Source organism: Peredibacter starrii (assembly GCF_034259205.1).
GTDB lineage: Bacteria > Bdellovibrionota > Bacteriovoracia > Bacteriovoracales > Bacteriovoracaceae > Peredibacter > Peredibacter starrii.
In genome coordinates, this window is record NZ_CP139487.1 from 2,697,484 (window position 1) to 2,719,938 (window position 22,455).

Genomic DNA, 22,455 nt, shown 5'->3' on the forward strand with positions numbered 1-22,455 from the left:
GTCGGCAACTTCTATACTTACGTAGGAAACTAAAAAGGAGTGCGACCAAAACCTTTTAAAAAAGCTACTTCGCTTTTTGTATCAGTAGCTTTTCGATTCGCTCAAGACGGGCCTTAATTTCTGCATTTTCTTGCTTGAGCTTTTGGTTTTCAGCCTTGATCACTTCTATTTCCTCACGATCGGCCTTGGAATCAATACTGCGATTAATTCCTTTCACCGCCTCAATGAGTGGTGCCACCAAATGATCATAGGCAACTGACTTCATTCCTGTCTTGGGATCAGTAATCACAACTTCCGGATAAATTTTCTCTACTTCTTGAGCAATCACACCCACCTGGTGTTTATCTCCGAATTTTGCTTTATCCTTGTAATCATACTCCACCCCTTGAAGCATCAGAATCTTATCAAGAGCATTGTCTAATGGACGGATATTCTCTTTTAGACGTCTATCTGATGAAGCAGTACAACCAGCACTGGTACAAACTTGAGTTCCGGCAATACGAAGGCGAGTGGTCGAATTGATATCACCCGCTACATCCAGTTTATATGTCGGCGAGGAATCGCCAATTCCCATATTACCAACTCGATCAACACGGACGTACTCAGTAGTGTAATTTGAAACGGAAAGAATTGCGCGGTTACTAGTCAACGCGGCACCAGCGCGGGCCTGCAGATTTATGGCAGGAGCCGTTCCGGAATCAACTCCTGAAACGTCTCCAATCATTCCCACAGATCCAATGGTACTATTGGTAAGTCCGTACATCACAGGACTGATAGTTCCATCAGCTCCAGTATTATTATTGATTGCCATGTATCCGGATGCATCCGAGACACTAAAGCGGGCCATGACTTCGCCTGCACTGGCTGCTGCCTCTTTCACCACTTGAAATTTTGCAGTCGGAGCAGTTATCCCAATCCCCACATTCCCACCCTGATCAATGGTCATTCTCGGAGTATTGGTGTTCGTTCCATTTGGGATAGTCGAAAACATCAGATTTGCACCCGAGGCAGAAGCCGTATGATTTTCTGTCGCATAAGAATACACAGTCGCACCCTGTGCCCCGGTATGGTTCCGAAAAGTTAATAATCCCATTGTGTCCCCGCTCTGAACATAAGTTGGGGCAGAGGATGTTCCACGGCTTCTACGAAGAATGAAATGAGGCGAATAGTTTGTTTCTGATGAAGTTCTAGATTCGATAACATTATAAGATTCAGTTGACTCAGATTTTATATCTCCTACCACATGTAATCTTTCTTCAGGACTGTTTGTTCCAATACCAACATTTCCTTCTGAGCTGATTGTTAATCGGGCAACTGGTGTGCTAGTGCCATTCGCAACTGTGGTGAATTGTAGATTCGTTCCAAAAGCACTGGCAGTGTAATTCTCAGCAGCCACGGCGGTAATTGAAGCAGTTGAATTGGAAGTATAGGCACCGCCAGATGTCCAACCTCTAAACTGAATCCCGCCAAGATTTTCGCCAGTAAGGATTTGACTTTCGCTACCAGGATCTCCGTTTGCACGCCTTAATACCATTCTGGACTGATCATCAAAAGAATCGAAAGCGGAAAGAACATTTGTTGAAGACTGGCCATTCCAATCTTTAGAAACATGAACTGGAGTAAGAGGAGAGGTCGTTCCAACACCAACATTACCTGTTGAACTGATGGAGAGCTCTCCGTCATTGATGCTCGTCGGTTTACCGGCAATTCCTAATTCAAATGAAACTCCGGTTTCATCATAAACTCTTCCCGAAGCAGAGATAGCTCCTCGCACATCCAGGGTCTGAAGCGGACTGGAAGTTCCAATCCCTACTTTCCCGGCGTTGTAATAAACATCCAAAACGTTTTTACTCCACACTCCTGAATTATCAAAAGCTGCATCATTGGCAATAATCTGCCCTTCTAATTTACCAAGGGCTTCAATCAAAGTGTCCGTTGCTGCCAGCGGAAGTGCACTTCCCACTCCATATCCACTTAACAGAGCATTTCTTACTCGAGAGTCTAAGAAATAAAGATTGCTTCCTTCTGGCACGACCGTTGTATTAAGCGTTTGCCAGGATTTATCTCCCCGCCAGTATTGGGCCGTAGTCCCGGCCGAGATTGTTGGTTCTTTACCTGCCAAAGCGGCAGTAAGCCCCGCCACTTTTGCTTCAGGAATTACTCCGTCACTTAAATTTAGATTTGAGTATGTGATGGTTGAACTCGCGATATCAGAACCCGTGACTGTACCATCAACGATCTTACTTGAATCCACCGTGTTTGCTGAGACCACACCCGAGGCGCCAAGTGCTTGCCAGGAGGTGCCGTTATAAAACATCAGAGCATTGGTCGAGGAGTTATAATAAAGCTGTCCTGGGATTCCTGAACCAGGATTTGCGCCCAGTTGCGGGAATTGAATACCTTCTGAGCTAGCAAAATTCACATCATCTACAGTCAGAGAATCATCTACGACGTGACCAGAGCTGACCGAATCAGCGGTCAGGGCCCCGCCACCTCCGCCTCCACTTGCTCCTCCACTGCCAACTCTAAAACCCGCCAATGAAGAATATGTGACATTCGCTGCCCCTGAGTTCCATTGCCAGACGTAAGCATAAACCTTATCTCCAGCATTCAAATATGATGATCCCGAAGCATTTAGGTAGAGTTGACTTCCGGTCGAGAGCTGATGGAACGCACTTCCGATAATGGCCCCTGTATTTGCCTTGATCGTAAGTCCACCATAAGTGTTGATTGAATCCCAATATACAATTGCTGAGAAATGATAAAATCCAGAACGAGGAACTGTATACATTCCAGTCGCAGGATCAAATGCATTCTCAGTATCAATGCTTTCAACATTCGGAAGGATGGTCGTAGAAGTACCACCATTGGCCGCTGATTGATTGGTCGACCGGGTGGCACGAAAATATCCACCTTTTGAATCACTTGCAAATATCCATTGGGTTCCATCGAATATAAAAAGTGCATTCTCTGTTGTATCGTAGACCATAAGACCTACAGTTGCGGCCAAACCATTTCTCTGAGCTGTGGTCATTCGCGGAGGTAGAAAACCTTTGGTAGTCGATTGAAGATCAAGAATCGCTGAACTCGCTGGCGCTGTGCCACCAATGGTGACTGAACCGGTTGAGAAAAATAAATTTCCTAAACTCTCTCCCCACTGCTTATCCGCACAGGCAAAAGAACCTAGGCCATTGGTCATGAGAATCTGATTCACACCACAACTTGAACTAATGCCACTTAAGTGTGTATCCAGTAATCCCTGGGCTTTCACTCCAATAGTTAAACCTGACGTGAATAATGTAGATCCATCGGCCACAAGTGTAGTGTCGGTATCTACATCCATCACACAACTAAACGCTGTGCCATTGGATTTTAACACTTGCCCCATGCCACAAGTGGGCAATGCACTCTTAGCAAAACTTTGAACAGACGGGTCCGTCTCAACCGATGTGGCTAGTTTTCCGGAGCCATCAAGCTGCGGAATCTTACCTGCACCTGTTCCTACATCAACTGACAAGGTCCCGGTGTTGGTAATCGTGCCACCCAGAAGTCCTGTGCCTGCGGCTACGGATGTTACCGTTCCACCAGTGGCACCAGTGATGGGTTTTGGTTCCCATCTTGAACCTGTCCAGGTGAGGACTTCATTATTGTTGGCATTCAATTTAGAAAGCCCGTGGGCCACTTGCGCACTTGGCACTGAATAGAGGGCCTGAAACGAATAGACCTTATCCGGCGTTGGAGTCGTGTTCGTAATGCGAATCACCGCCTCTTGCCCCGTCGGTACACTCGCTAAAACTTCATTTAGCGAAGTTCCACATACCATTTCAAGCTTGGCGTGAAACACACCATTGGTAAGCGAAACTCCAGCAAGATCTTGCGAACAAAGAATGGCACTCGTGTTACCCGAATAAGCGAGTTCAAATTTTAAATCAACTGGCCCCACCACCGGTGAGCCATTTGCGTTAACCAGACGGCCGGAATAGCTTAATGAATCGCTAGCAATAACAATCTCAGCAGTAGTCAGACCAACTGCTAACAAAGCCATCATAACGACTGATTTAAGCCTTCCAAATATTGCCATGATTCTCCATTTTAAGGATTCTTATGACTTATCGGTACGACAATTAAGAAATTTTAAACATTTGAAATAGATAGAGGATACTGGCCACTCAATATTAGTAAATTCAATTACTTACAATTGGATCTCTTGTTAAGAAATGCTTAAACACTTTCTAGAAACACTCAAATTCATTCCACTTAGAATAGACCTAAATTTAAAATAGCTGTCTCTGAAGTCGCCGTTTCCTAATTTGCCACCGAATGATAATAGGCCGCAAGCAGGTTCCAATCTGTGCCAGAACCAATCTGCACCGGGGAACTCTTCGCTACGGTAGTCCCATCTCCTAAAACTCCGTTGGTATTGTCTCCCCAGGCCCAAAGGGTTCCATTTTGTTTAATTGCTAAAGTACACTCTTGCCCGACCTCGATTCTGTACCAATCAATGCTAGAACCAACCTGAACCGGTGAAGTAAATTCATTCGAACTAGTACCTACCCCTATCTGACCAAGATAATTAGCTCCCCAGCCCCAGAGAGTTCCGTCAGTTTTAATGGCCATCGCAAAGTATTCCCCTGCCACAACCTCTTTCCAATTTGTAAGAGTACCGACCTGAGTAGGCGAATTTAGAAATGTATAATTTGATTGGCCAAGCTCACCAGAGTAATTACTTCCCCAGCTCCAGAGGGTTCCATCACTCTTGATTCCGAAACTGCAATAGCCACCGGCCGCAATGCTCGCCCAGTTAGTGGCCGACCCAATTTGCACTGGATTATCTACGGCATTACTGGACATCATTCCGATCCCAAGCTGACCTTCAGCATTTGAACCCCACGCCCAAAGGGTTCCATCGTTTTTAAGTCCTAAAGTGTGATCGTATCCACCTGATACTGACTTCCAATTCGTACCACTTCCCACTTGGGTCGGTGCTGAAATAGCAAAGCCTAATTCATATTTTGTATTAAGTCCCCATCCCCACATGACTCCGGATCTCACTCCTAAAGTAGAATCAGACCCGGCATGAACTGCGCTCCAGTTAGTGAGAGTTCCCACTTGAGCAGGAGTTGACCGATGATTAAGGGTTCCGTCCCCCAATTGTCCCAGATTATTACGTCCCCAACCCCAAAGCGTTTTGTCTGCACCCCGTATGGCCATGACATGAAACTGGCCCGCAGACACTGCAGACCAATCAGTCAAACTGCCGACCTGGATTGGTGAACTCTTACTGGTGGTACTACCGTCACCAAGCTGACCATAGTTATTTAAACCCCAGCTCCACAAAGTACCATCCGATTTTAGGGCACAGGTAAAGCCGGCCCCGCCAGCAAGACTCAACCAATTCGTTAACGTTCCAATTTGAACGGGAGAACTTTTGTGAGTGGTTGTTCCATCACCTAATTCACCACTTCCATTGTAACCCCAGGCCCAAAGCGATCCATCAGTTTTGATGGCGTGAGAATGATTCTGCCCCACTGATATTTTGGCCCAATTCGTAAGGGCCCCAACTTGTACCGGTGAACTTTTATTGCCACCAAATCCAATACCTAATCGTCCATTGTTATACAATCCCCAGGCCCACAGGGTTCCATCAGTTTTAAGCGCCAGCGTGTGTTGAAAATTAGTTTGAACCTGCGCCCAATCCGTGTTGGACCCAATTTGCGTTGGAGAGTCAGCGACAGTCGTTGTTCCAAGCCCTAGACTTCCATTAAGTCCAGTTCCCCACACCCACAAGGTATTATCCGTCATAATGCCAGTCGAAATCTCACCGGCCGAAATTTGTGACCATGTATTGAGGGTTCCAATTTGTACTGGCCGAAATTTAACAATGGGAGCACCACTAACTCCCACCCTACCATCATTGTTGTCACCCCAGCCCCACAAAGTGCCATCAGTTTTAATACCAAGACCGTGATATGTTCCAAGGGACAACTTCGCCCAATCAGAACCTGTAGGAGTCTCTGTGGGTTGACGGAAACTTATGCCAAGTTGGCCGGCGTAATTATCCCCCCAACTCCAGAGTGTTCCATCGGACTTGATTGCCATGCTATGAGATGACCCTGCTGCGACACGAACCCAATCACTCTGAGTTCCAACTTGAGCGATTGAAGTTCTATCAACTAAATCACCCTGTCCGAGCTGAAAAGCATTATTCTGGCCCCAGCTCCACAGAGTTCCATTCTCTTTAATCGCTAAATTGAATCCATGGCCAGCGCTTAGATTCTTCCACTTCGTATCAGAGGCCACAAACACTGGACTACTTTTACTCACAGAAGTGCCATCGCCTAAGGCACCACCTCCCCCATCACCCCATGCATAGAGTTCAGGTTTGAACCGGCGTGCAACGGGTCTCCAGAAACCAATCACGGCCCGGAAGGCATATGCATTTTCAAAAGGATTAATGAGACTCGTGCCAACACCCAGTGCACCAGCACGGGCAACGCTGGATAAAAACTTTCTGCGACTATGTTCCAAAAAATCGTCCTTAGTACTATGTGAGAGGATAGACTTCAACGTATGCAAATAATTATTTATGAAATAAAAAAAATGAAAAATGAATTTATTAGAAAAATGAGAAATGTTTGCGAATACAAGACATTAATTCGTGAGACTATAGTCAGTCGCGATTTACAATTTTGAATGTCTGTTGTTTTAGATCAAAAAAAGAGAACTCATCATCTTCGATGATGATCACGTCACAAAATATTATTTTTTAATTTATCTTCGATCAAATATGTTTTTCTCACGGACCCCGAATACCAATTGCATGCAGATAACCACTTATGGACTTCCAGTTTGTTCCTTGGCCTATCTGAACAGGAGAACTCTTTGAGGCTATCGTTCCATCACCCATGAGCCCCATAGCACCTGATCCCCATGCCCAAAGTGTTCCATCTGATTTTAGCGCAAATGTTACTGAAGGTCCTGCGATTATTGAGACCCAATTCGTCTCCGAACCAATTTGTACAGGAGAAGATTGATTTGTCGTGTCTCCAGTCCCTAATTGTCCGTTTAAGTTATAACCCCAGGTCCATAATGTTCCATTCGTTTTAATTCCTACCGTGTGGTAACCACCTGCCGCTATTTTTGCCCAACTATTTCCGACGTTAGTCGGAGTGGTGATATTACTCGTAGAACCATTCCCCAGTCTTCCAAATGAACCTAATCCCCATGCCCAAAGTGTTCCATCTGATTTTAGTGCCATGGTGTGATCGTTCCCAGCAGATACGAAATTCCAATTGGTGTCAGAACCAATCTGTATGGGTGACGATTGATCGACTGTGCTTCCGGTGCCCAACTGATAATTCTGGCCATATCCCCAGGACCACAATGTTCCATCAGTTTTGATTCCAACTGAATAATATTGGCCTGCAGACACACTTTGCCAATCAGTGAGAGTTCCTACTTGCACTGGATTTGAAAATCCCGATCCCACCTGACCATCTGAATTAGCTCCCCAAATCCAAAGAGTATTTGTAGTTTTAAGGGCCATCGAAAAATTGCTTCCGGCAGAAATCTTTGACCAGTTTGTGTCTGTGCCGATTTGAATCGGAGAGGAACTTCCAATTGTAGACAAATTTCCCAATTCTCCATTCGGATTGGGCCCCCAACTCCAAAGAGTTCCGTCAGTTTTGAGTCCTAAACTATGATTTGCTCCGCTGGAAACATCACTCCAAGTTGTCCCCGGAATTTGAGTTGGAAAAGATTTATTTAAGGCGTCGTTTAGTCCAAGTTGGCCATTGGAATTTAGCCCCCAACCCCATAATGTAGAATTGGTTTTGACTCCCATTGCATGACTGGTTCCGGCCGAAACTTTTGACCAGTTGGTGCTTTTATCAACTTGGAAGAATTCATAAAAAAGTTTTCCACTTTTCCCGTAATAAAACTCACCCCATCCCCAAAGAGTTCCATCGGATTTTATGGCAGAGCTAAAACCATCTCCAGCATTTGCTGAAGACCAATTGGTACCCGTGCCCACTTGAACAGGTGAAGACTTATTGACTGCTGTTCCATCACCAAGCCTACCTAAAGAGTTATCTCCCCATGCCCAAAGAGTTCCATTTGTTTTTACCGCCAGTGTGTGATCGGCACCAGCGTAAGCTTCTTTCCAATTTGTGAGCGCTCCAATTTGAACCGGCGAATTTCGAAAAGTCGTTGAACCATCTCCGAGTTTACCACTGACGTTTTCTCCCCAGGCCCAAAGTGTTCCATCTGTTTTTACAGCGACAGTATGGCTTGAGCCACATGAAATTTTGGACCAATTCGTCAGGGAGCCAACTTGCATCGGGCTACTACGATCAGTTCCTCCACCAAGAAGTCCTCCATAGTTTGCTCCCCAACTCCAAAGTGTTCCATCTGTTTTTACGGCAATGGTAAATGCGCCTCCACAATCTACTCTCGCCCAATTGGTTAGAGCTCCAATTTGAACTGGAACAGACTGATTACCCACAGTTCCGAGTTGTCCAAAGGCATTATTTCCCCAGCCCCAGAGGGTTCCATCAGATCTAATGCCGAGACAATGATTACCTCCTACCCCAAGCCTTAACCAATTAGTGGCAGAGCCAATTTGAACCGGCGAACTGGTATCTGTGGTCAATCCGTTTCCAAATTGATATTGCCCATTTTCACCCCAGGCCCACATTGTCCCATCTGATTTAATTGCGTGTGAATGAAGACTTCCGGCCTTCACATATGCCCAGTTTGTATCAGCACCAACTTGTACTGGTGAATATCTAATGGTTGTTGTACCACTAAGACCAAGCTGTCCGTTAAAATTTGCTCCCCATGCCCATAAGGTTCCGTCACTTTTAATTGCAAGAGTATGATAAGTACCGCTGGTGCTATCGATCCATACAGTTGTGTTATCTATTCGTGTCGGCGAATCGATATAATAAATACCAAGTTGATAACCTAAGTTATTGCCACATCCCCAGAGCGTGCCGTTCGTTTTAATGGCATGGGAAAAAAGAGTTCCGGCCGTTATTTTAGTCCAGTCAGTATCACTTCCAACCTGAATAGGTAATGATTGAACCGTAGAGGCTGTCCCGATACCTAACTGCCCCTGAGTATTCGCTCCCCAACTCCACAGTGTGCCATCGGTCTTAAGAGCAAGAGTATGGGTGGCCTTACATGAGACCTTCGACCAGTTTACCGATAAATCAGTTTGAGTTGGTGTGCTTCTATTTGTTGTCGTTCCATCACCGATTTGACATGAAGTGTTTTGTCCCCAGCCCCAAAGGGTCCCATTGGTTTTAATCGCAAGTGTGGATGAAAGCCCGGCTGTGATCTCAGTCCAATCTGTATCTGAGTTTACTTGTACCGGCGAAAAATAATTTATTGATCCTGGGACACCAACTTGGCCTGTGGAATTATTTCCCCAACTCCATAATGTGCCATTCGATTTTAAAGCGACAACGTGAGAACCTCCGGCATCGATTTTAGTATAAGCAGAACCGATTTGAACCGGGCTACGAAAGACGATTCCAAGTCTTCCATTCGCATTATTTCCCCAGGCCCATAAAGTTCCATCCGTTTTTATCGATAGCGTATGTTCGCCTCCATTAGAGATGCTCGCCCAATCCGCTCCTGTACCAACTTGTGTAGGAAGGGAAACATTCGACAATGAACCAAGACCTAACTGGCCCGCATTGTTTTTTCCCCATGCCCAGAGCGTGTTATCTGTTTTAATAGCATGAGAAAAACTCAGTCCCGCAGAAACTTTATTCCACACAACGGCCGAATCAACAAGTTGAGGTAAACTTCGAGCACTCGTCATGCCCAAACCTAATTCTCCCGCGGAGTTTGTTCCCCAAGAAAAAAGTCCGACGGCATTTCCAGAGGCCCTCCAAAATCCCGTCACAGCGTGAAATGCATGGGCCTTCTCAAAAGGAGAAATAACTGAAGAAGCAAATCCAACTGCTCCTGCACGCCCAATGGTTGCAATAAATTTCCTGCGTCCCTGATCTATTTCCGACATGATCTAGACCTCTTCATTAGAACCCATCAATCCAAGAAATATACACAAAGCTTCCATATTTCACGAAGCTGTAGATGACATGTCCGGAGGTAGGAGTGGCGTTAGCAGGACGATACTTAAATGTTGAGCTACCATCAGAGAACACACACGAACCTGAATGAGAATTGTTCTGAACAGCGATAGTGTAACTCGTTCCTTCAACCATGTTGGTTAGTGTCCAGGTAGCGCCAGAACAACCTGTGGCCGTATATTGATAGTTACCCGCAGCCATATTGAATGAAGTCGGAGTTGTGTCGTTGACAGCAACTGAAGCAATGGAACCATTCACCTGAAGGGTCGAGTTCGGAGAGCTAATTCCAATTCCGACTTTACCATCAGATTTGACAACTAATCTTTCCAATCCATCTGTACCAAGAATGAAGTCATTGGCCTTGACTCCGAAATATTCAAGTGCACCTGAACTTAATAGATTCTCAAATAAAATATAACCCCGATCGTTGGAATTATTGTCCATCTTGAAAATGTAATCAGTTCCTCCTCCATTACTTTCCACGGTAAACATTGGTTGCATCACAGAGCCAGAGGCCTTAACTTGACCCCAGCTATTTACAGAGAGACCTTCACTATCAGAGTCCCCATTGATCCAATTTGATCCTAGAATTATGTTTTGAGTGGCAGTATGGTTACCCAGATTATCTGAGCCCCCGGCCGTTTGCCAGGTCGCAAGGCCTGAAGCATCCGAAGTTAAAACCTTACCTGCACCCGGAGTACCGCCAGTGATTTTCACCTGGCCCGCGACTTCGAGTTTTGCACCTGGAGTAGTTGTTCCGATGCCCACATTTCCAGTAGCATCGATTCGCATACGTTCATTACCAGCTGTAGAGAATCCAATCGTCGAAGCTGCCGGACGATAAAAACCTGTATTTGCATTATCTAAAGTAATTGCCGGTGCTGCGGCCGTATTAGTGTAAGAAAATCGCCATACAGAACCACCAATACCGTACATAGATGAATTATCCATTCCAAAACGAGCAGTTCCATTATGACTGAACAATATGTTTCCAGCTAAATTATAAAATCCTGTTGCAGGGGAACTACTAAAGCTAATAGATGGAGAGGCCGCACTTCCATCGGCTGCCCTAAATGCTCCAGTCATTGCAACTGTTCCGTCTGATTTAAAATCACCACCTGCTGCTGGAGTCTGCCAAGTCGCTAGCCCTGAAGCATCCGAAGTTAAAACTTTTCCTGAGCCCGGAGAACCTCCGGTGATTTTCACTTGGCCTGCAACTTCAAGTTTGGCGCCTGGAGCAGTAGTGCCAATACCAACATCTCCGGCATTTGTGATACGCATTCTTTCTGAGGTTAAAATTGCACCATCAGGTGTGGTATGAAATGTAAGCCGTCCTGGCATATCGTTTAATCCTGGAGTTCCATCAACCTCAGCAGATATACGGGCCGAAATTCTATCACCGAATGAATCATGGCCCCGGAAGTCAATCATTCCCAAATAATCATTAATGCTGACAATCCCGTTGGAGCGACTTTTTGTAAAGTGGATGCTACTCGAATTTACAGTTGAGGAATTGTTTTCGTGTACGTTAGTTCCATTCAAGATATGCAATTTCCCGTAAGGGTTTGAAGTCCCAATCCCCACATTCCCGGTGTTGTTGTTGTGGATATTGGTTCCGCTAGTCGACCAAACTGAAGCAACTCCAGTAATCGCTGTATCTACATACTGCTTTGTCGCCGCATGAAGATTGGCCGTTGGATTGCCCGCCAAAGTAATTGCACCTGTCATGGTTCCACCAGCGAGTGGAAGCTTAGTCGTATCTGTCGCACTATCAGCAACACAACGGTAACCAAGGGCCACATCACTTGTTATCACCTCACCAGGTAAACAAGTCATCCGCACTAACTTCGCAATCGGAATAGTTCCATCAGCGAGATTGAGTTTACCGTAAGTAATAGTTGAGTTAGCAATATCAGCATTAACAATTGTGCCATCTAAAATTTTTGCAGACGTCACAGCATCGTTGGCAATTGTGGCGGCGACTGAACCAGTTCCAGAAGCGGTCACATCCCCTGTAAGAGCTGAAATTGTTCCACCTGAACCAGTGGCATTGATGGTAATTCCACCGGCCGAGTTTGTGATTGAAACTCCCGTACCAGCAGTTAATGTTGCTGCAACCGGAGTCGCACCAGTTGATCCGATTAATAATTGTCCATTTGTGAGGGCCGGAGCTTCAACAATCGTTGTTGCAGTCGACACCATGATTCTATTTCCGACAAGTGAAGCGACATTGAATCCATCAGCAACGTCTTTGAAATCATCATAATCAGCTTTACTAATAAGACCCGCAGTGACACCCGCAGCACTGGCCATCGGAATATTTAATGTATGTACGCCGGTCGCAGGAACGGTCACCCAATTTGGGGCCGTGCCGGTCGTACCAGGGGCGGCAAAGGAGTGAGAACCAACAGTAGAACCGTTAAAATTTGTAATCCCAGATCCACTCACACCAAAGGCGAGCCAGTTAGAGCCATTACAATATTCTACGTTACCACCGTTATAACGAATGGTACCTGCTTTGGCGGCCACACAAGCGACAGCATCAGCACCAATTTGCACACCGCCAATGACATCCAGTTTTGAACGTGGAGTATTCGTCCCAATCCCCACATTCCCTGAAGTGTTCCAAATACCTGTGCCCGGAAAATTCGCTCCACCCGAAAACACGACAGGTGTTGAGGTTGTTGACCCACGTGCAGTCACAGTTGCTAAAGTATCGGCTTCAGCAGATAAAAAATTCGGACTCCATGGAACCCATGCCGAACCATTATATTGAAGAAGATCACCAGTAGTTCCTGGCACCATTCCAATCACACCTGTGCCAGAGTTGTAACTAATAGGAGAAGCACCAGAAATCGCTCCGCGAGCGAGTGTATTGGTAAAATACTTATTAGTCGCACCCTCCGGAACCGCATCTGTATTTAATGTCTGCCAGGTCTTGTCCCCTCTCCAAAACTGAGCAGTTGTTCCGCCCGCAATGGTAGGTTCTTTCCCCGCAAGATCAGACGTGAGGTTGGCAATTTTTGACTGAGCGATGTTGGCCGTCGCAGACACGTCCGCATCAACAATTGAGCCATCAGTTATGTCAGAAGAACCAACAGATGAATTTCCCCAAGATAAAATTCCGGTTCCATCCGTCTTAAGAACTTGTCCATTCGTACCGGGCGTTGCAGGCAGAGTAAAAGTCACGCCAGCAGTTGTCAGTGGAGCACGAAGTTCTACGAAATTTGATCCTGAATCTTGTAGGCGCAGACTGCCAGTAAGTGCGATGTTGCCCACAACATCGAGTTTTTCATTTGGAGTTCCCGTTCCAATACCAACATTGCCAGTATTAAAATATATATGAGGAACCGCATCGATCCACTGAGAGGAATTCACTCCACCCAATTGATCATCTACATATTGCTTGTTCACAATTTGATCTGGGAGTAACGGTGTAGGAACCCCGTTAATCGTACCCACGACCAAGGTCCCTCCGGTTTTATCCAACTTATTGTTTGAAAGATCTGAGGCCTGGCCTTGAAGTTTTTCGATCGCCGTAAGAATTGAATCTGTCGCTGTCACAACAGATGATGAGGCAGCACTAAAACCATTTAATATAGTATTGAGAACGTCACTCCCGAAATCACCCCAAGTGTTATCACCTTTTAAGTAATTTGTTCCATCACGTGTACCGGCGAGTTTCGATGGATCAATCCCTCCCGCAAGATGAGCATTAGTAATTCCACCTGGGGCCACAGCGAGTGTACCAGTTTCAGTAATTGGACCACCTGTTAGACTTGAATCAGTATTAATTTGGGTAACTGAACCACTTCCTGTTCCGGCATCACCCGGCACCCAACGTTTAAGAGTATCGTTCCACTTCAAAACTTGATCTGGAAGTGCACCCATCTGAGGCAAATTTTTTGCATAATTAGACATGTAAGAAGAAGGAACCGCATACATGTTTTGAATCGCATACGTTCTGCTATTGGTTGTGTCCGTCACTTGATAAGTCATGTTGTGGCCCGCAGGCACGGACTCCATCAAGTTTTGAAGAGAAGTACCACTACAATCGGGCGGATCAAATTTTAATTTAACGTGGAAGACACCATTTGAAAGAGGAACTCCCGTAATTGATTTCGTACAAAGGGTTGTCCCCGGATCATCAGTGGAACTTAGATCAAATCTTAAATTCACCGGACCGGTTACCGGCGATCCATTGGTGTTCACAAGGCGTCCGGAATAGCTCAATGTATCTAAAGCATATGCACGAAGAGACAGAGCACTGAGAAAAGTGGAGATCAGAATTAATTTTTTCACCATGTACCTTTTATTTCTTCATAAATGGTAAAACCTAACAATTGTTTCGATTTTTCAGGGGAACAAAAAGGAGCGCTCTTGGGCCAAAATTAAGATGGGTCCATGAACCATGACCGATGAGACTCACATGAAAAAGAAACATGTGGCACTGGCAGGTGTTCTCCTCTTGGCCTACTTCCTTGGAGTTAACTTAAAATCCGAGCCAAAGACCGTTCGAAGAGATTCGTTTGAAGATGAAGTTGTTGTGCTAAAGAAGAAGCTCATAAAACGTCGACCATCTTCAACCGCAAAAGCTCAAAAAGAGCTTGATAAAAATCAAACACCAGTAGATCTACCGACATTCAGTATTAGCGACAGAGAAAAATACAGAAGTGAGAAAGGATTTGTTAACGAACCTGAAAACAATGAAATTCCTGCTGAGATGAATATGTCCACACCCTACTCACCAGGAGTCAGCAACCAGTCAGCATCAGCTTATCAATCGGGAAGAAATAATTCATCGGCCCCAAAAAATAAAACAGCCAGTGCACCTAATGGGACAGTCCCTAACGGCCCCATGGTTTTCACAAATGTACCGGACCAACCTACTCCTACACCAAACACAAACAACAATAACAGTAACACTAGCAATCCTAATAATAGCGGTTCTACTTCATCAGGTTCGGAGGAGACACCTCCTGCAGTATGCTCGGCCAATATTGGCGGAGGATCATTTAATGGTCCGATCTCTGTCGAACTGAGTTGTTCCAATACCAGCAGTATTAAATACTGCGTGAGCGAAGGCACATGTTGTGATCCTGAAACCGGATCAAGCTACACAGGGCCCATTACCATCGGCCAGGCCTCCAAAACATTTTGTCTTAGTTATACAGGTGGAGATGATATTTCAGAGGCCACCTACACGTTTAATGCCAATCTCCCTCATCTGGAAATCTTTCAACCAAAAGTTCAAGTGCAGACGACCCAACTAGACACCTTGTTATCTATCGTGAGCAATAATTTCGGATCTAATGATCATAGCGTCGGTCTCATCAGTTTTAGACAAAACAACCCGCAAAGCAGTGCGCTGACTTGTCAGGAGGCGGTTGAGTTCGTGCCATCGGGCTGGGCGGGAAGCGGAACTCTCGCAGTACTTCCGGAGACGCCGGTTTTCCCTTATACTCCAACGGATCAAATCAATGTCATGCTGAACATTTCAAAACTAGTGTACGGTGAAAATTATTTAGTAAGCTATGTGAAGAGTTCTCAGTATGCAGAAGAACAGTATGCTTGCTCTCATTCAAAAATGATCCTGAGAGATTTCTATTATTTTGAGTCGCTTCCTATCGAAGTCTCAGATTCTAACACTTTCCTTGGTGGCTTCAGTCCCATTGGCCCTGGTGAAGACAACAGCACCCTTTATCGCGGTCCTGCAAGTGATCTCAATACCACCTCATTGGAAGAACTACGCTCTGGAATAGTCAGCGTGTTCTATGATAAGTAGTTTTGTGTACGCTCCATTCAAATTGGGAGCAAAAATATGTTTCGTTTTGTGAACAAATGCATCTAATTTCAATCACCTATATTGTCACTCCAACACTCTGCCTTGTAAATTGATGCCGCAACTTGTACCTCATATAGATATTTGTAAAAAGAGGCCTTTAATATGAAAAGAATAATTTCACTTATTTTTCTATTCTCAGTAACTCTAAATGCATGGGCATGGTCTGAGAGAGGAAATTCTGGCTTTTCCATCATTTGCGAAGATGCTTCACAAAACCAATTCTATGATGCCTACGAGACAAAATTTCGCTACGGCCTGGACCCTATTTTCCCACAAGTTAACCAAGAGTGTTCTGACAGAGCGAGCTGCCTGGAAGTTTCTCTTCAAATTGCAAGAGAACTTCTTAATCGTCTTCCAGCAGATCCAAGAAACCGTTTCAATAAAAATGTTGGCATAAAAAAGTTCGCACTTGAGCGAATTGAATCATTCACAAAAGAAGCAAACTTCTTAGACAATATCGAAATCCTTCCTATTAATGATGCAGGAATTGGTTTCATTCCAAAAAACTGTGACCTTCGTCAGACTGTTGTTCAAAGAGTTCCTCTTTTCAAGCATGACAAGCGTTACATCATTTCAAACGAATATTGGGACCAACTAAACATTCAACAACAAGCTGCCGGAATCGTTCATGAGATTCTTTACGGCTATTACGGTTACATTCAAAACGAAGCTTTCTCATCAGAGATGGTCCGTTATTTCAACTCACTGGTTCTGGCCAATGAACTGAAGTCATTGACTGAAGAAGAATACAGATTGTTTTTAAACCGCGTTTATTACGGGAACTAATATGGAACTTTCGAACCTGCTTCAAAACATCCTGGACGAGAGAAGAAAGAAGAATCAAAGCTACTCTATGAGAGCTTTTGCCCGTGATCTTAGCATCTCTTCAGGCCGTCTGAGTGACATTATTAATCGTAAATATGTTCCTGGTGCTGCAGTAGCAGAAAGAATTATTGGTTCGCTTGAACTAACTGATGAAGAACGTCCAAAAATTCGTCAGCTCATTGAGCATTCTCACCAGTCTTTAAAACTACTCGGTGGCGCTCACCAGCTTCAAGAATCGCACTACGCTATTCTTTCTGACTGGCACCACTATGCCATTTTGAACTTGATGGAGACAAATGACTTCCAGAGCGAAGTGTCGTGGATTTCCGCCAGACTTAATTTGGCACCAGAAGTGGTTGAAGACTCTCTTTCAAAACTTCTTTCGTTTGAATTAATCGAGCGTAGAGAGGACAGACTCGTTCCAACTCATAAGAATATTACAACGACTCACGAAATTCCATCTGAGGTCATCCGTGAAGGTCACCGTCAGGTGATCATGCAGTCTTTGGACTCACTTGAAATGGATCCAACTGAACTACGTGACATTACTTCAATCACGCTTCCAGTAAACGTGGCGAACCTTCCAAGAGCTAAAGAACTAGCAAGAGACTTCCGCCGTAAAATCGCCACTCTTCTTGAGGAAGGCGACAAAACAGAAGTGTATAACATCTGTGTTCAGATCGTTCCGGTGACTAGAAAGAAATTCAATTAAATAGACAAGGATTCGGTCCTGAAGGACTGAATCCTTAGTTTTTTACGGCCGAAAGTTCAACCGCAATCACATGCAGGACATTACTTTGAAAGACCATGCGCTCGCGTAGTTCATTTTCAGTGATACGACCCTCTTTCAGTTCATTTTCAAAACGAGCATTCAGTAGCGGCATATAGTTCTTGATGTCGAAGTTCACTCCCCACATCAGACCTACGACATCGTCATGCATTCCGGTAGCAATCATTGAAAGATTTCGCTGCACAGAGAGTAATTGAAAAAACTCAATCGAGAGGCGCTGAGTACATAGAGGGTTTAAATAGAACTGATCATGGCGAGGATGAAAGGCCTGAATATAAATTTTAGCATCGTGAGTACATACACGGTAAAGCTCTTGAAGCACGTACTGAAGTTCTTCAGGAGTGGTTCCCATTTGCTCCATCGAAAAATCAAAGACCGCTTCGGTGACTGTATTGTCGGCCCAAGGCCACTTCTCTTTTACAAGATTAATGACTAAGTCTGGCTCGCAATTGGGAGATTTATCAGCATTGATAAAACCTTCACGTTTTTTAAAACCACAACCAAGATTTACTTTAAGTTCCATTTTTCAAACTCCACTTTGACTCTATCGAAAACATCGTCCCACTCTCCAAACTTGGTTTGTCTAAAGAGTCTCACATTCTTATACCAAGGAGTTTTTTCTCCTGGTAGGGCCCAAATATAGTACGGAAGTACCGGCACCATGACCCAGGTTTCCTTTCCAAGGGCAGCTGCCGCATGAGCAACACTCGTGCAGGAAGTGATGACTAGATCCAGTTGGCTGATGACACCAAGGGTGTCCTCCCAGGTATTTAAAGGCAGAGTCGTCTCTTCTTTTTGGAGATTGATCCAAGGGACATCACCTACAGCATTAATCAAAAGCTCTTTCGGAAACTTGCGATGCTGTTCATGTTCAAATTTTGGATTCCCGTAAAAGCGCAGGCCCACACGTGGACGCTTGTCTTTGGGAAAACTATCAAAGTATTTTTTCCATTTGAAATTATATTCAGGATCAAGACCCAGATAAGGATCACCATTCAAATCCTTATACTCAATTCCCAAAACTTGTCCTGCACTCATACCTGGCACCCAAAAGTCATGAAACACATCAGGGGCCGCCTTGTGGCCAACGACTGCTGAGACCCAAGGACAACGAGCGAAAACACTTTTTAAACTCGAATCACAAGTCACAATGACTTTGGCACCCATGTCAGCAAAGTTCTTGGTAAAACGAAAATTGATGATCTCATCGCCTAATCCGCCCTCTGAGCAAAACAGAAGAGATTTTCCGCGAAGATCTTCATTTCGGTAAATGGGTTTATTGGTTGGAAGAGGTTGATCACCAAAAGCTTTGACCCACCGGCCATAACTTAAGAGTTCAAAACCTTTTGCAAGGTTTCCCTGGCGCATTTCATACCAGGCACGATTGAATTTTGGACGAGGATCATCGGGAGCAATTTTTTCAAGTTCCAAAGCTATTTCCCAGCCACGATCAAAATCACCGCGAAGTCCTGCGGCAACTTGTTGATCAAGAAGAGAATTAACCTGATGCTGGAACGAAGAATGAGGCATAAGGTATATATTTACTTAATTGAATCCATTTTCAAAGGGAATTAAGAAGCAATAACCTGCCTAATAGAATCAACCTCTTTTCACAATCGTATGTGATCCCAGCGCAAGCATCGTATAATTGCTTCCACCACCTCCGACTTGAATTGGAGATGACGTACTCGTCGTATTGCCATTTCCAAATTGGCCGGAGCCATTGAAGCCCCACGCCCAAAGTGTTTTATCGGTTTTAATCGCCAACGAATGAGAAGCCCCTGCATCGATCTGCTCCCAGTTCGTGAGAGTTCCTATTTGGACCGGAACTGACTGACTTGGATTTCCCGCCTCATTGAGACCAAGTCGACCATTGTTTCCGAATCCCCAGGCCCACAAGGTTCCATCCGTTTTTATCGCAAGAGAGTGTAAATCTCCGGCCGCAATCTTCTGCCAACTGGCACTACTGATCAACACTGGACTGTTTCTGATGTTACCACTGGAATTATCACCAATTTGACCATAACTGTTTCCACCCCAGGCCCATAATGATCCATCGGTTTTAATTCCGAGATTATGATCACCGGAAGTTGAAATCGCAGTCCATCCTGTTCCGATTTGCTTAAAGGCAATTGAAGTATTAGTTGTGCCGTCCCCTAGCTGTCCATTGTTGTTAAATCCAACGGCCCAAAGACTTCCATTGTTCTTAAGGGCAATCGTATGGTAGGCCCCCGAAGCAACCTGCATCCAATCGTAGTCTGTACCCACTGTTTGAGGGACGTAAAAATTGATCGCAAGTTGTCCGTCAATTGACTGGCCACAACTCCAAAGCCTGCCCCCAGTTTTCAAGATCAGAGAAAAATCTTTACCGCAGTCACTACCGTACCAATCAGTGTCGGTTCCAATTTGAACGGGGACTGATTGTTGGGTGGTATTCCCTGTTCCAATTTGTCCTACCGTATTTTTTCCCCAGCCCCAAAGTGTGCCATTCGTTTTGACGGCCTGATTGAAATCGTTACCGGCACTCGCCCACGACCAGTCAGCTCCTCCGATTTGAATTGGTGAGGACTGAGAGTTCACAGTACCATCACCTAACTGATACTCGGCGTTTGCTCCCCATCCCCAAAGCGTTCCATTGGATTTAAGGGCAAGCGAATGTTTATCTCCAGCAGAGATGACACTCCAGTTAGTATTGGCGCTTATTTGATAAGGAGAATTTCTGGTTCCTGCACCGGCCAGGGCAAGTTGTCCGTAATTATTATTTCCCCAGCTCCAGAGTGTTCCATCACTAAGGATCCCAAGAGTATGGTTACTGAAGGTTTCAATTTCTGTCCAAGTTGAAGTACCCACTCGCTCTGGGGTGTAAAAGACAATACCTGTTTGACCGTAACTATTACTTCCCCAAGACCAAAGAGTTCCATCGGTTTTAATGGCCCCCATGGCCGCACCGGCGGAAACAACTGACCAGTTAGTGGCACTACCAATTTGAACAGGAGATGAAATATCCGTGGCGGTTCCAAGTCCCAATTGCCCATCAGTATTTTTTCCCCAGCTCCAAATAGTTCCATTGGATTTGAGAGCAATGGTACATGCACCTACAGTATCAACTGAAAATGATGTCCAGTTGGTATCGGTACCAATTTGGCCAGGAGTTGAACGAGAAGTTGTCGTTCCATCCCCCAGTTGTCCTTCAGTATTTTTTCCCCAGCTCCAAAGAGTGTTATTTGTTTTCAGGGCCACGGTATGCTGATCGCCGGCATTCACCATTGACCAGTTTGTATCGGTTCCAATTTTTGTTGGTGTGTATAGATCACTCGTATTTCCATCACCCAATTTACCATTGAGATTCTCACCCCAACCCCAAAGAGTGCCGTCAGTTTTAATTGCCATGGCATGAACTGCACCGAGACTGATTTTACTCCAGTCAGAAGCGCTACCAATTTGAATAGGAGAAGATTTGTTATCCGTAGCTACAGCACCATCACCATACAGACCAATCTCATTTTCGCCCCATACCCAAAGAGTATTGTCAGATCGAATCGCCATCGAAAGGGAACGACCGGCCGAAATTTTCGACCAGGTTTGGCCACCAATCATGACCGGACTATTGAATGATGTTGCGACACTGCTGTTTCCAATACATCCCCCAAAATTGCTCCCCCAGGCATAAAGAGTTCCAGTTCCCCTTAGTGCAAGCACGTGATTAAAGCCTGCGGAAACATCAACCCAATCGGTGGCCGATCCAATCTGAATCGGCGACCATTTCGACTGACTCGACCCATTACCTATGCCACCTACAGTTCCCCAGCCCCAACTCCAAAGCGTGCCGTCAAGTTTAATGCCATAGGAATTTCTTCCGCCGAATGAAATCTTACTCCAATTGGTGCCGGCCCCTACTTGTCTTGGAGAATAAAACACAATTCCTAATTGTCCATTGTCATTTGCGCCCCAGGCATGTAACGAACCATCGGATTTCATTCCAAGAGAATGAGCTGTTCCGCCAGCAATCTTTGTCCAGTTCGTGCCTGAGATCTGCACCGGAGTCGAAATATCCGTGAGTGTTCCATTCCCTAATTGACCAAGATTATTTCGTCCCCAGACCCACAAGGTATTATCTGAACTAATGGCCATTGAATGAGACTGACCTGCCGCGACCTTTAACCAGGTGCCTGCGGCCAATTGAACGGGAGATGCCTTTGCAAGAGTTGAGCTATCTCCGACCTGACCGTAGTTGTTCGCCCCCCAGCCCCACAAAGTTCCATCACTTTTTATTCCTAGACCATGGGCCTCTCCGGCGGAGACCAATGTCCATCCATTTGAAACAAATGTTGGTGAATAAAAAAACATACCGAGTTGATTTCTATTATTACTTCCCCAGGCCCAGAGAGAGCCATCTGATTTAATTCCCATTGTATGGTTCAAACCTGCGCTGACTTTTTGAAAGCCCCATCCAATCCAGTAAGGAATGACCTTGTTAGAAGCGTCGCCAACCCCCACTTGCCCAAAAGTATTTCCCCCACAGCCCCAAAGGTTTCCTTCTGAGGAAACGGCCATTGTATGATTGGCACTTGCACTGATTGAAATCCAATTCGGAGATGAGTTTAATTCATATGGGGATGAACGAAAGGTGGTTGTCCCATCTCCCAATTGCCCAGAGGAATTGGGACCGTAAATAAATAGACCAACGGTTTGAGGAATAGAAGCTTTCCAGAAACCCAATACAGTTCTGAATGCCCAGCTGTCAGCAGAATAAGATCCTGCGACTCCGAGTGCAGTTCCATGAAGAACTCGCGTGAGAAATTCTCTACGATTGGATCCCGACATAATTCACCTCTAGAGATAAATTATCCGGGGCCATTTTATGATCGACAATGAAGGGATCGCAGTTAATGCTC

Annotated in this window: 10 protein-coding genes; 3 read left to right on the forward strand and 7 right to left on the reverse strand. The window is 45.1% G+C overall.

Features of this window, described 5'->3' with window-relative positions:
- Positions 1-64: 64 nt before the first annotated feature.
- The 4 genes from SOO65_RS13580 to SOO65_RS13595 all read right to left on the reverse strand — a co-directional run bounded on the left by SOO65_RS13580 (position 65) and on the right by SOO65_RS13595 (position 14,405).
- Positions 65-4,048, reverse strand: coding sequence for a phage tail-like protein (locus tag SOO65_RS13580; protein ID WP_321390961.1), 3,984 nt, complete (start codon positions 4,046-4,048; stop codon positions 65-67).
- A gap of 257 nt (positions 4,049-4,305) precedes the next feature.
- Positions 4,306-6,528: an RCC1 domain-containing protein gene (locus SOO65_RS13585; RefSeq protein WP_321390964.1), complete on the reverse strand. Its 2,223-nt coding sequence runs from the start codon at positions 6,526-6,528 to the stop codon at positions 4,306-4,308.
- A gap of 268 nt (positions 6,529-6,796) precedes the next feature.
- The gene (locus tag SOO65_RS13590; RefSeq protein WP_321390967.1) at positions 6,797-10,030 is read right to left on the reverse strand and encodes an RCC1 domain-containing protein; all 3,234 of its coding nucleotides are present in this window, start codon (positions 10,028-10,030) and stop codon (positions 6,797-6,799) included.
- 16 nt (positions 10,031-10,046) lie between these two features.
- Positions 10,047-14,405, reverse strand: coding sequence for a beta strand repeat-containing protein (locus SOO65_RS13595; RefSeq protein WP_321390970.1), 4,359 nt, complete (start codon positions 14,403-14,405; stop codon positions 10,047-10,049).
- Between the two features lie 124 nt (positions 14,406-14,529).
- Here SOO65_RS13595 and SOO65_RS13600 point away from each other — a divergent pair, with 124 nt between their 5' ends.
- The 3 genes from SOO65_RS13600 (at position 14,530) to SOO65_RS13610 (ending at position 17,482) form a co-directional block, all read left to right on the forward strand.
- On the forward strand, positions 14,530-15,885 hold the full coding sequence (locus SOO65_RS13600) for a chitobiase/beta-hexosaminidase C-terminal domain-containing protein (RefSeq protein WP_321390973.1): 1,356 nt from the start codon (positions 14,530-14,532) through the stop codon (positions 15,883-15,885).
- 162 nt (positions 15,886-16,047) lie between these two features.
- Positions 16,048-16,731: a hypothetical protein gene (locus SOO65_RS13605; RefSeq protein WP_321390975.1), complete on the forward strand. Its 684-nt coding sequence runs from the start codon at positions 16,048-16,050 to the stop codon at positions 16,729-16,731.
- Between the two features lies 1 nt (position 16,732).
- A complete protein-coding gene (locus tag SOO65_RS13610) occupies positions 16,733-17,482 on the forward strand; it encodes a TIGR02147 family protein (protein WP_321390978.1) in 750 nt (249 codons plus the stop codon).
- Between the two features lie 34 nt (positions 17,483-17,516).
- Here the strand turns inward: SOO65_RS13610 and SOO65_RS13615 are convergent, their stop codons facing one another.
- From SOO65_RS13615 to SOO65_RS13625, 3 genes are all read right to left on the reverse strand, one after another.
- A complete protein-coding gene (locus SOO65_RS13615) occupies positions 17,517-18,083 on the reverse strand; it encodes a hypothetical protein (RefSeq protein ID WP_321390981.1) in 567 nt (188 codons plus the stop codon).
- Positions 18,068-19,090 carry a glycosyltransferase family 9 protein gene (locus SOO65_RS13620; protein ID WP_321390983.1) on the reverse strand — a complete coding sequence of 341 codons (1,023 nt, stop codon included), beginning with the start codon at positions 19,088-19,090 and terminating at the stop codon, positions 18,068-18,070. The genes SOO65_RS13615 and SOO65_RS13620 overlap by 16 nt, the downstream gene beginning before the upstream one ends.
- Before the next feature lie 69 nt (positions 19,091-19,159).
- Positions 19,160-22,384 carry an RCC1 domain-containing protein gene (locus tag SOO65_RS13625; protein WP_321390986.1) on the reverse strand — a complete coding sequence of 1,075 codons (3,225 nt, stop codon included), beginning with the start codon at positions 22,382-22,384 and terminating at the stop codon, positions 19,160-19,162.
- Positions 22,385-22,455: the final 71 nt, after the last annotated feature.

Bases quoted from the DNA above. Each gene is read 5' to 3' on its own strand.
- SOO65_RS13600 (WP_321390973.1), top strand. From the start codon at position 14,530: ATGAAAAAGAAACATGTGGCACTGGCAGGTGTTCTCCTCTTGGCCTAC.
- SOO65_RS13625 (WP_321390986.1), bottom strand. From the start codon at position 22,384: ATGTCGGGATCCAATCGTAGAGAATTTCTCACGCGAGTTCTTCATGGA.
- SOO65_RS13590 (WP_321390967.1), bottom strand. From the start codon at position 10,030: ATGTCGGAAATAGATCAGGGACGCAGGAAATTTATTGCAACCATTGGG.
- SOO65_RS13605 (WP_321390975.1), top strand. From the start codon at position 16,048: ATGAAAAGAATAATTTCACTTATTTTTCTATTCTCAGTAACTCTAAAT.
- SOO65_RS13610 (WP_321390978.1), top strand. From the start codon at position 16,733: ATGGAACTTTCGAACCTGCTTCAAAACATCCTGGACGAGAGAAGAAAG.
- SOO65_RS13620 (WP_321390983.1), bottom strand. From the start codon at position 19,090: ATGCCTCATTCTTCGTTCCAGCATCAGGTTAATTCTCTTCTTGATCAA.
- SOO65_RS13615 (WP_321390981.1), bottom strand. From the start codon at position 18,083: ATGGAACTTAAAGTAAATCTTGGTTGTGGTTTTAAAAAACGTGAAGGT.
- SOO65_RS13595 (WP_321390970.1), bottom strand. From the start codon at position 14,405: ATGGTGAAAAAATTAATTCTGATCTCCACTTTTCTCAGTGCTCTGTCT.
- SOO65_RS13580 (WP_321390961.1), bottom strand. From the start codon at position 4,048: ATGATGGCTTTGTTAGCAGTTGGTCTGACTACTGCTGAGATTGTTATT.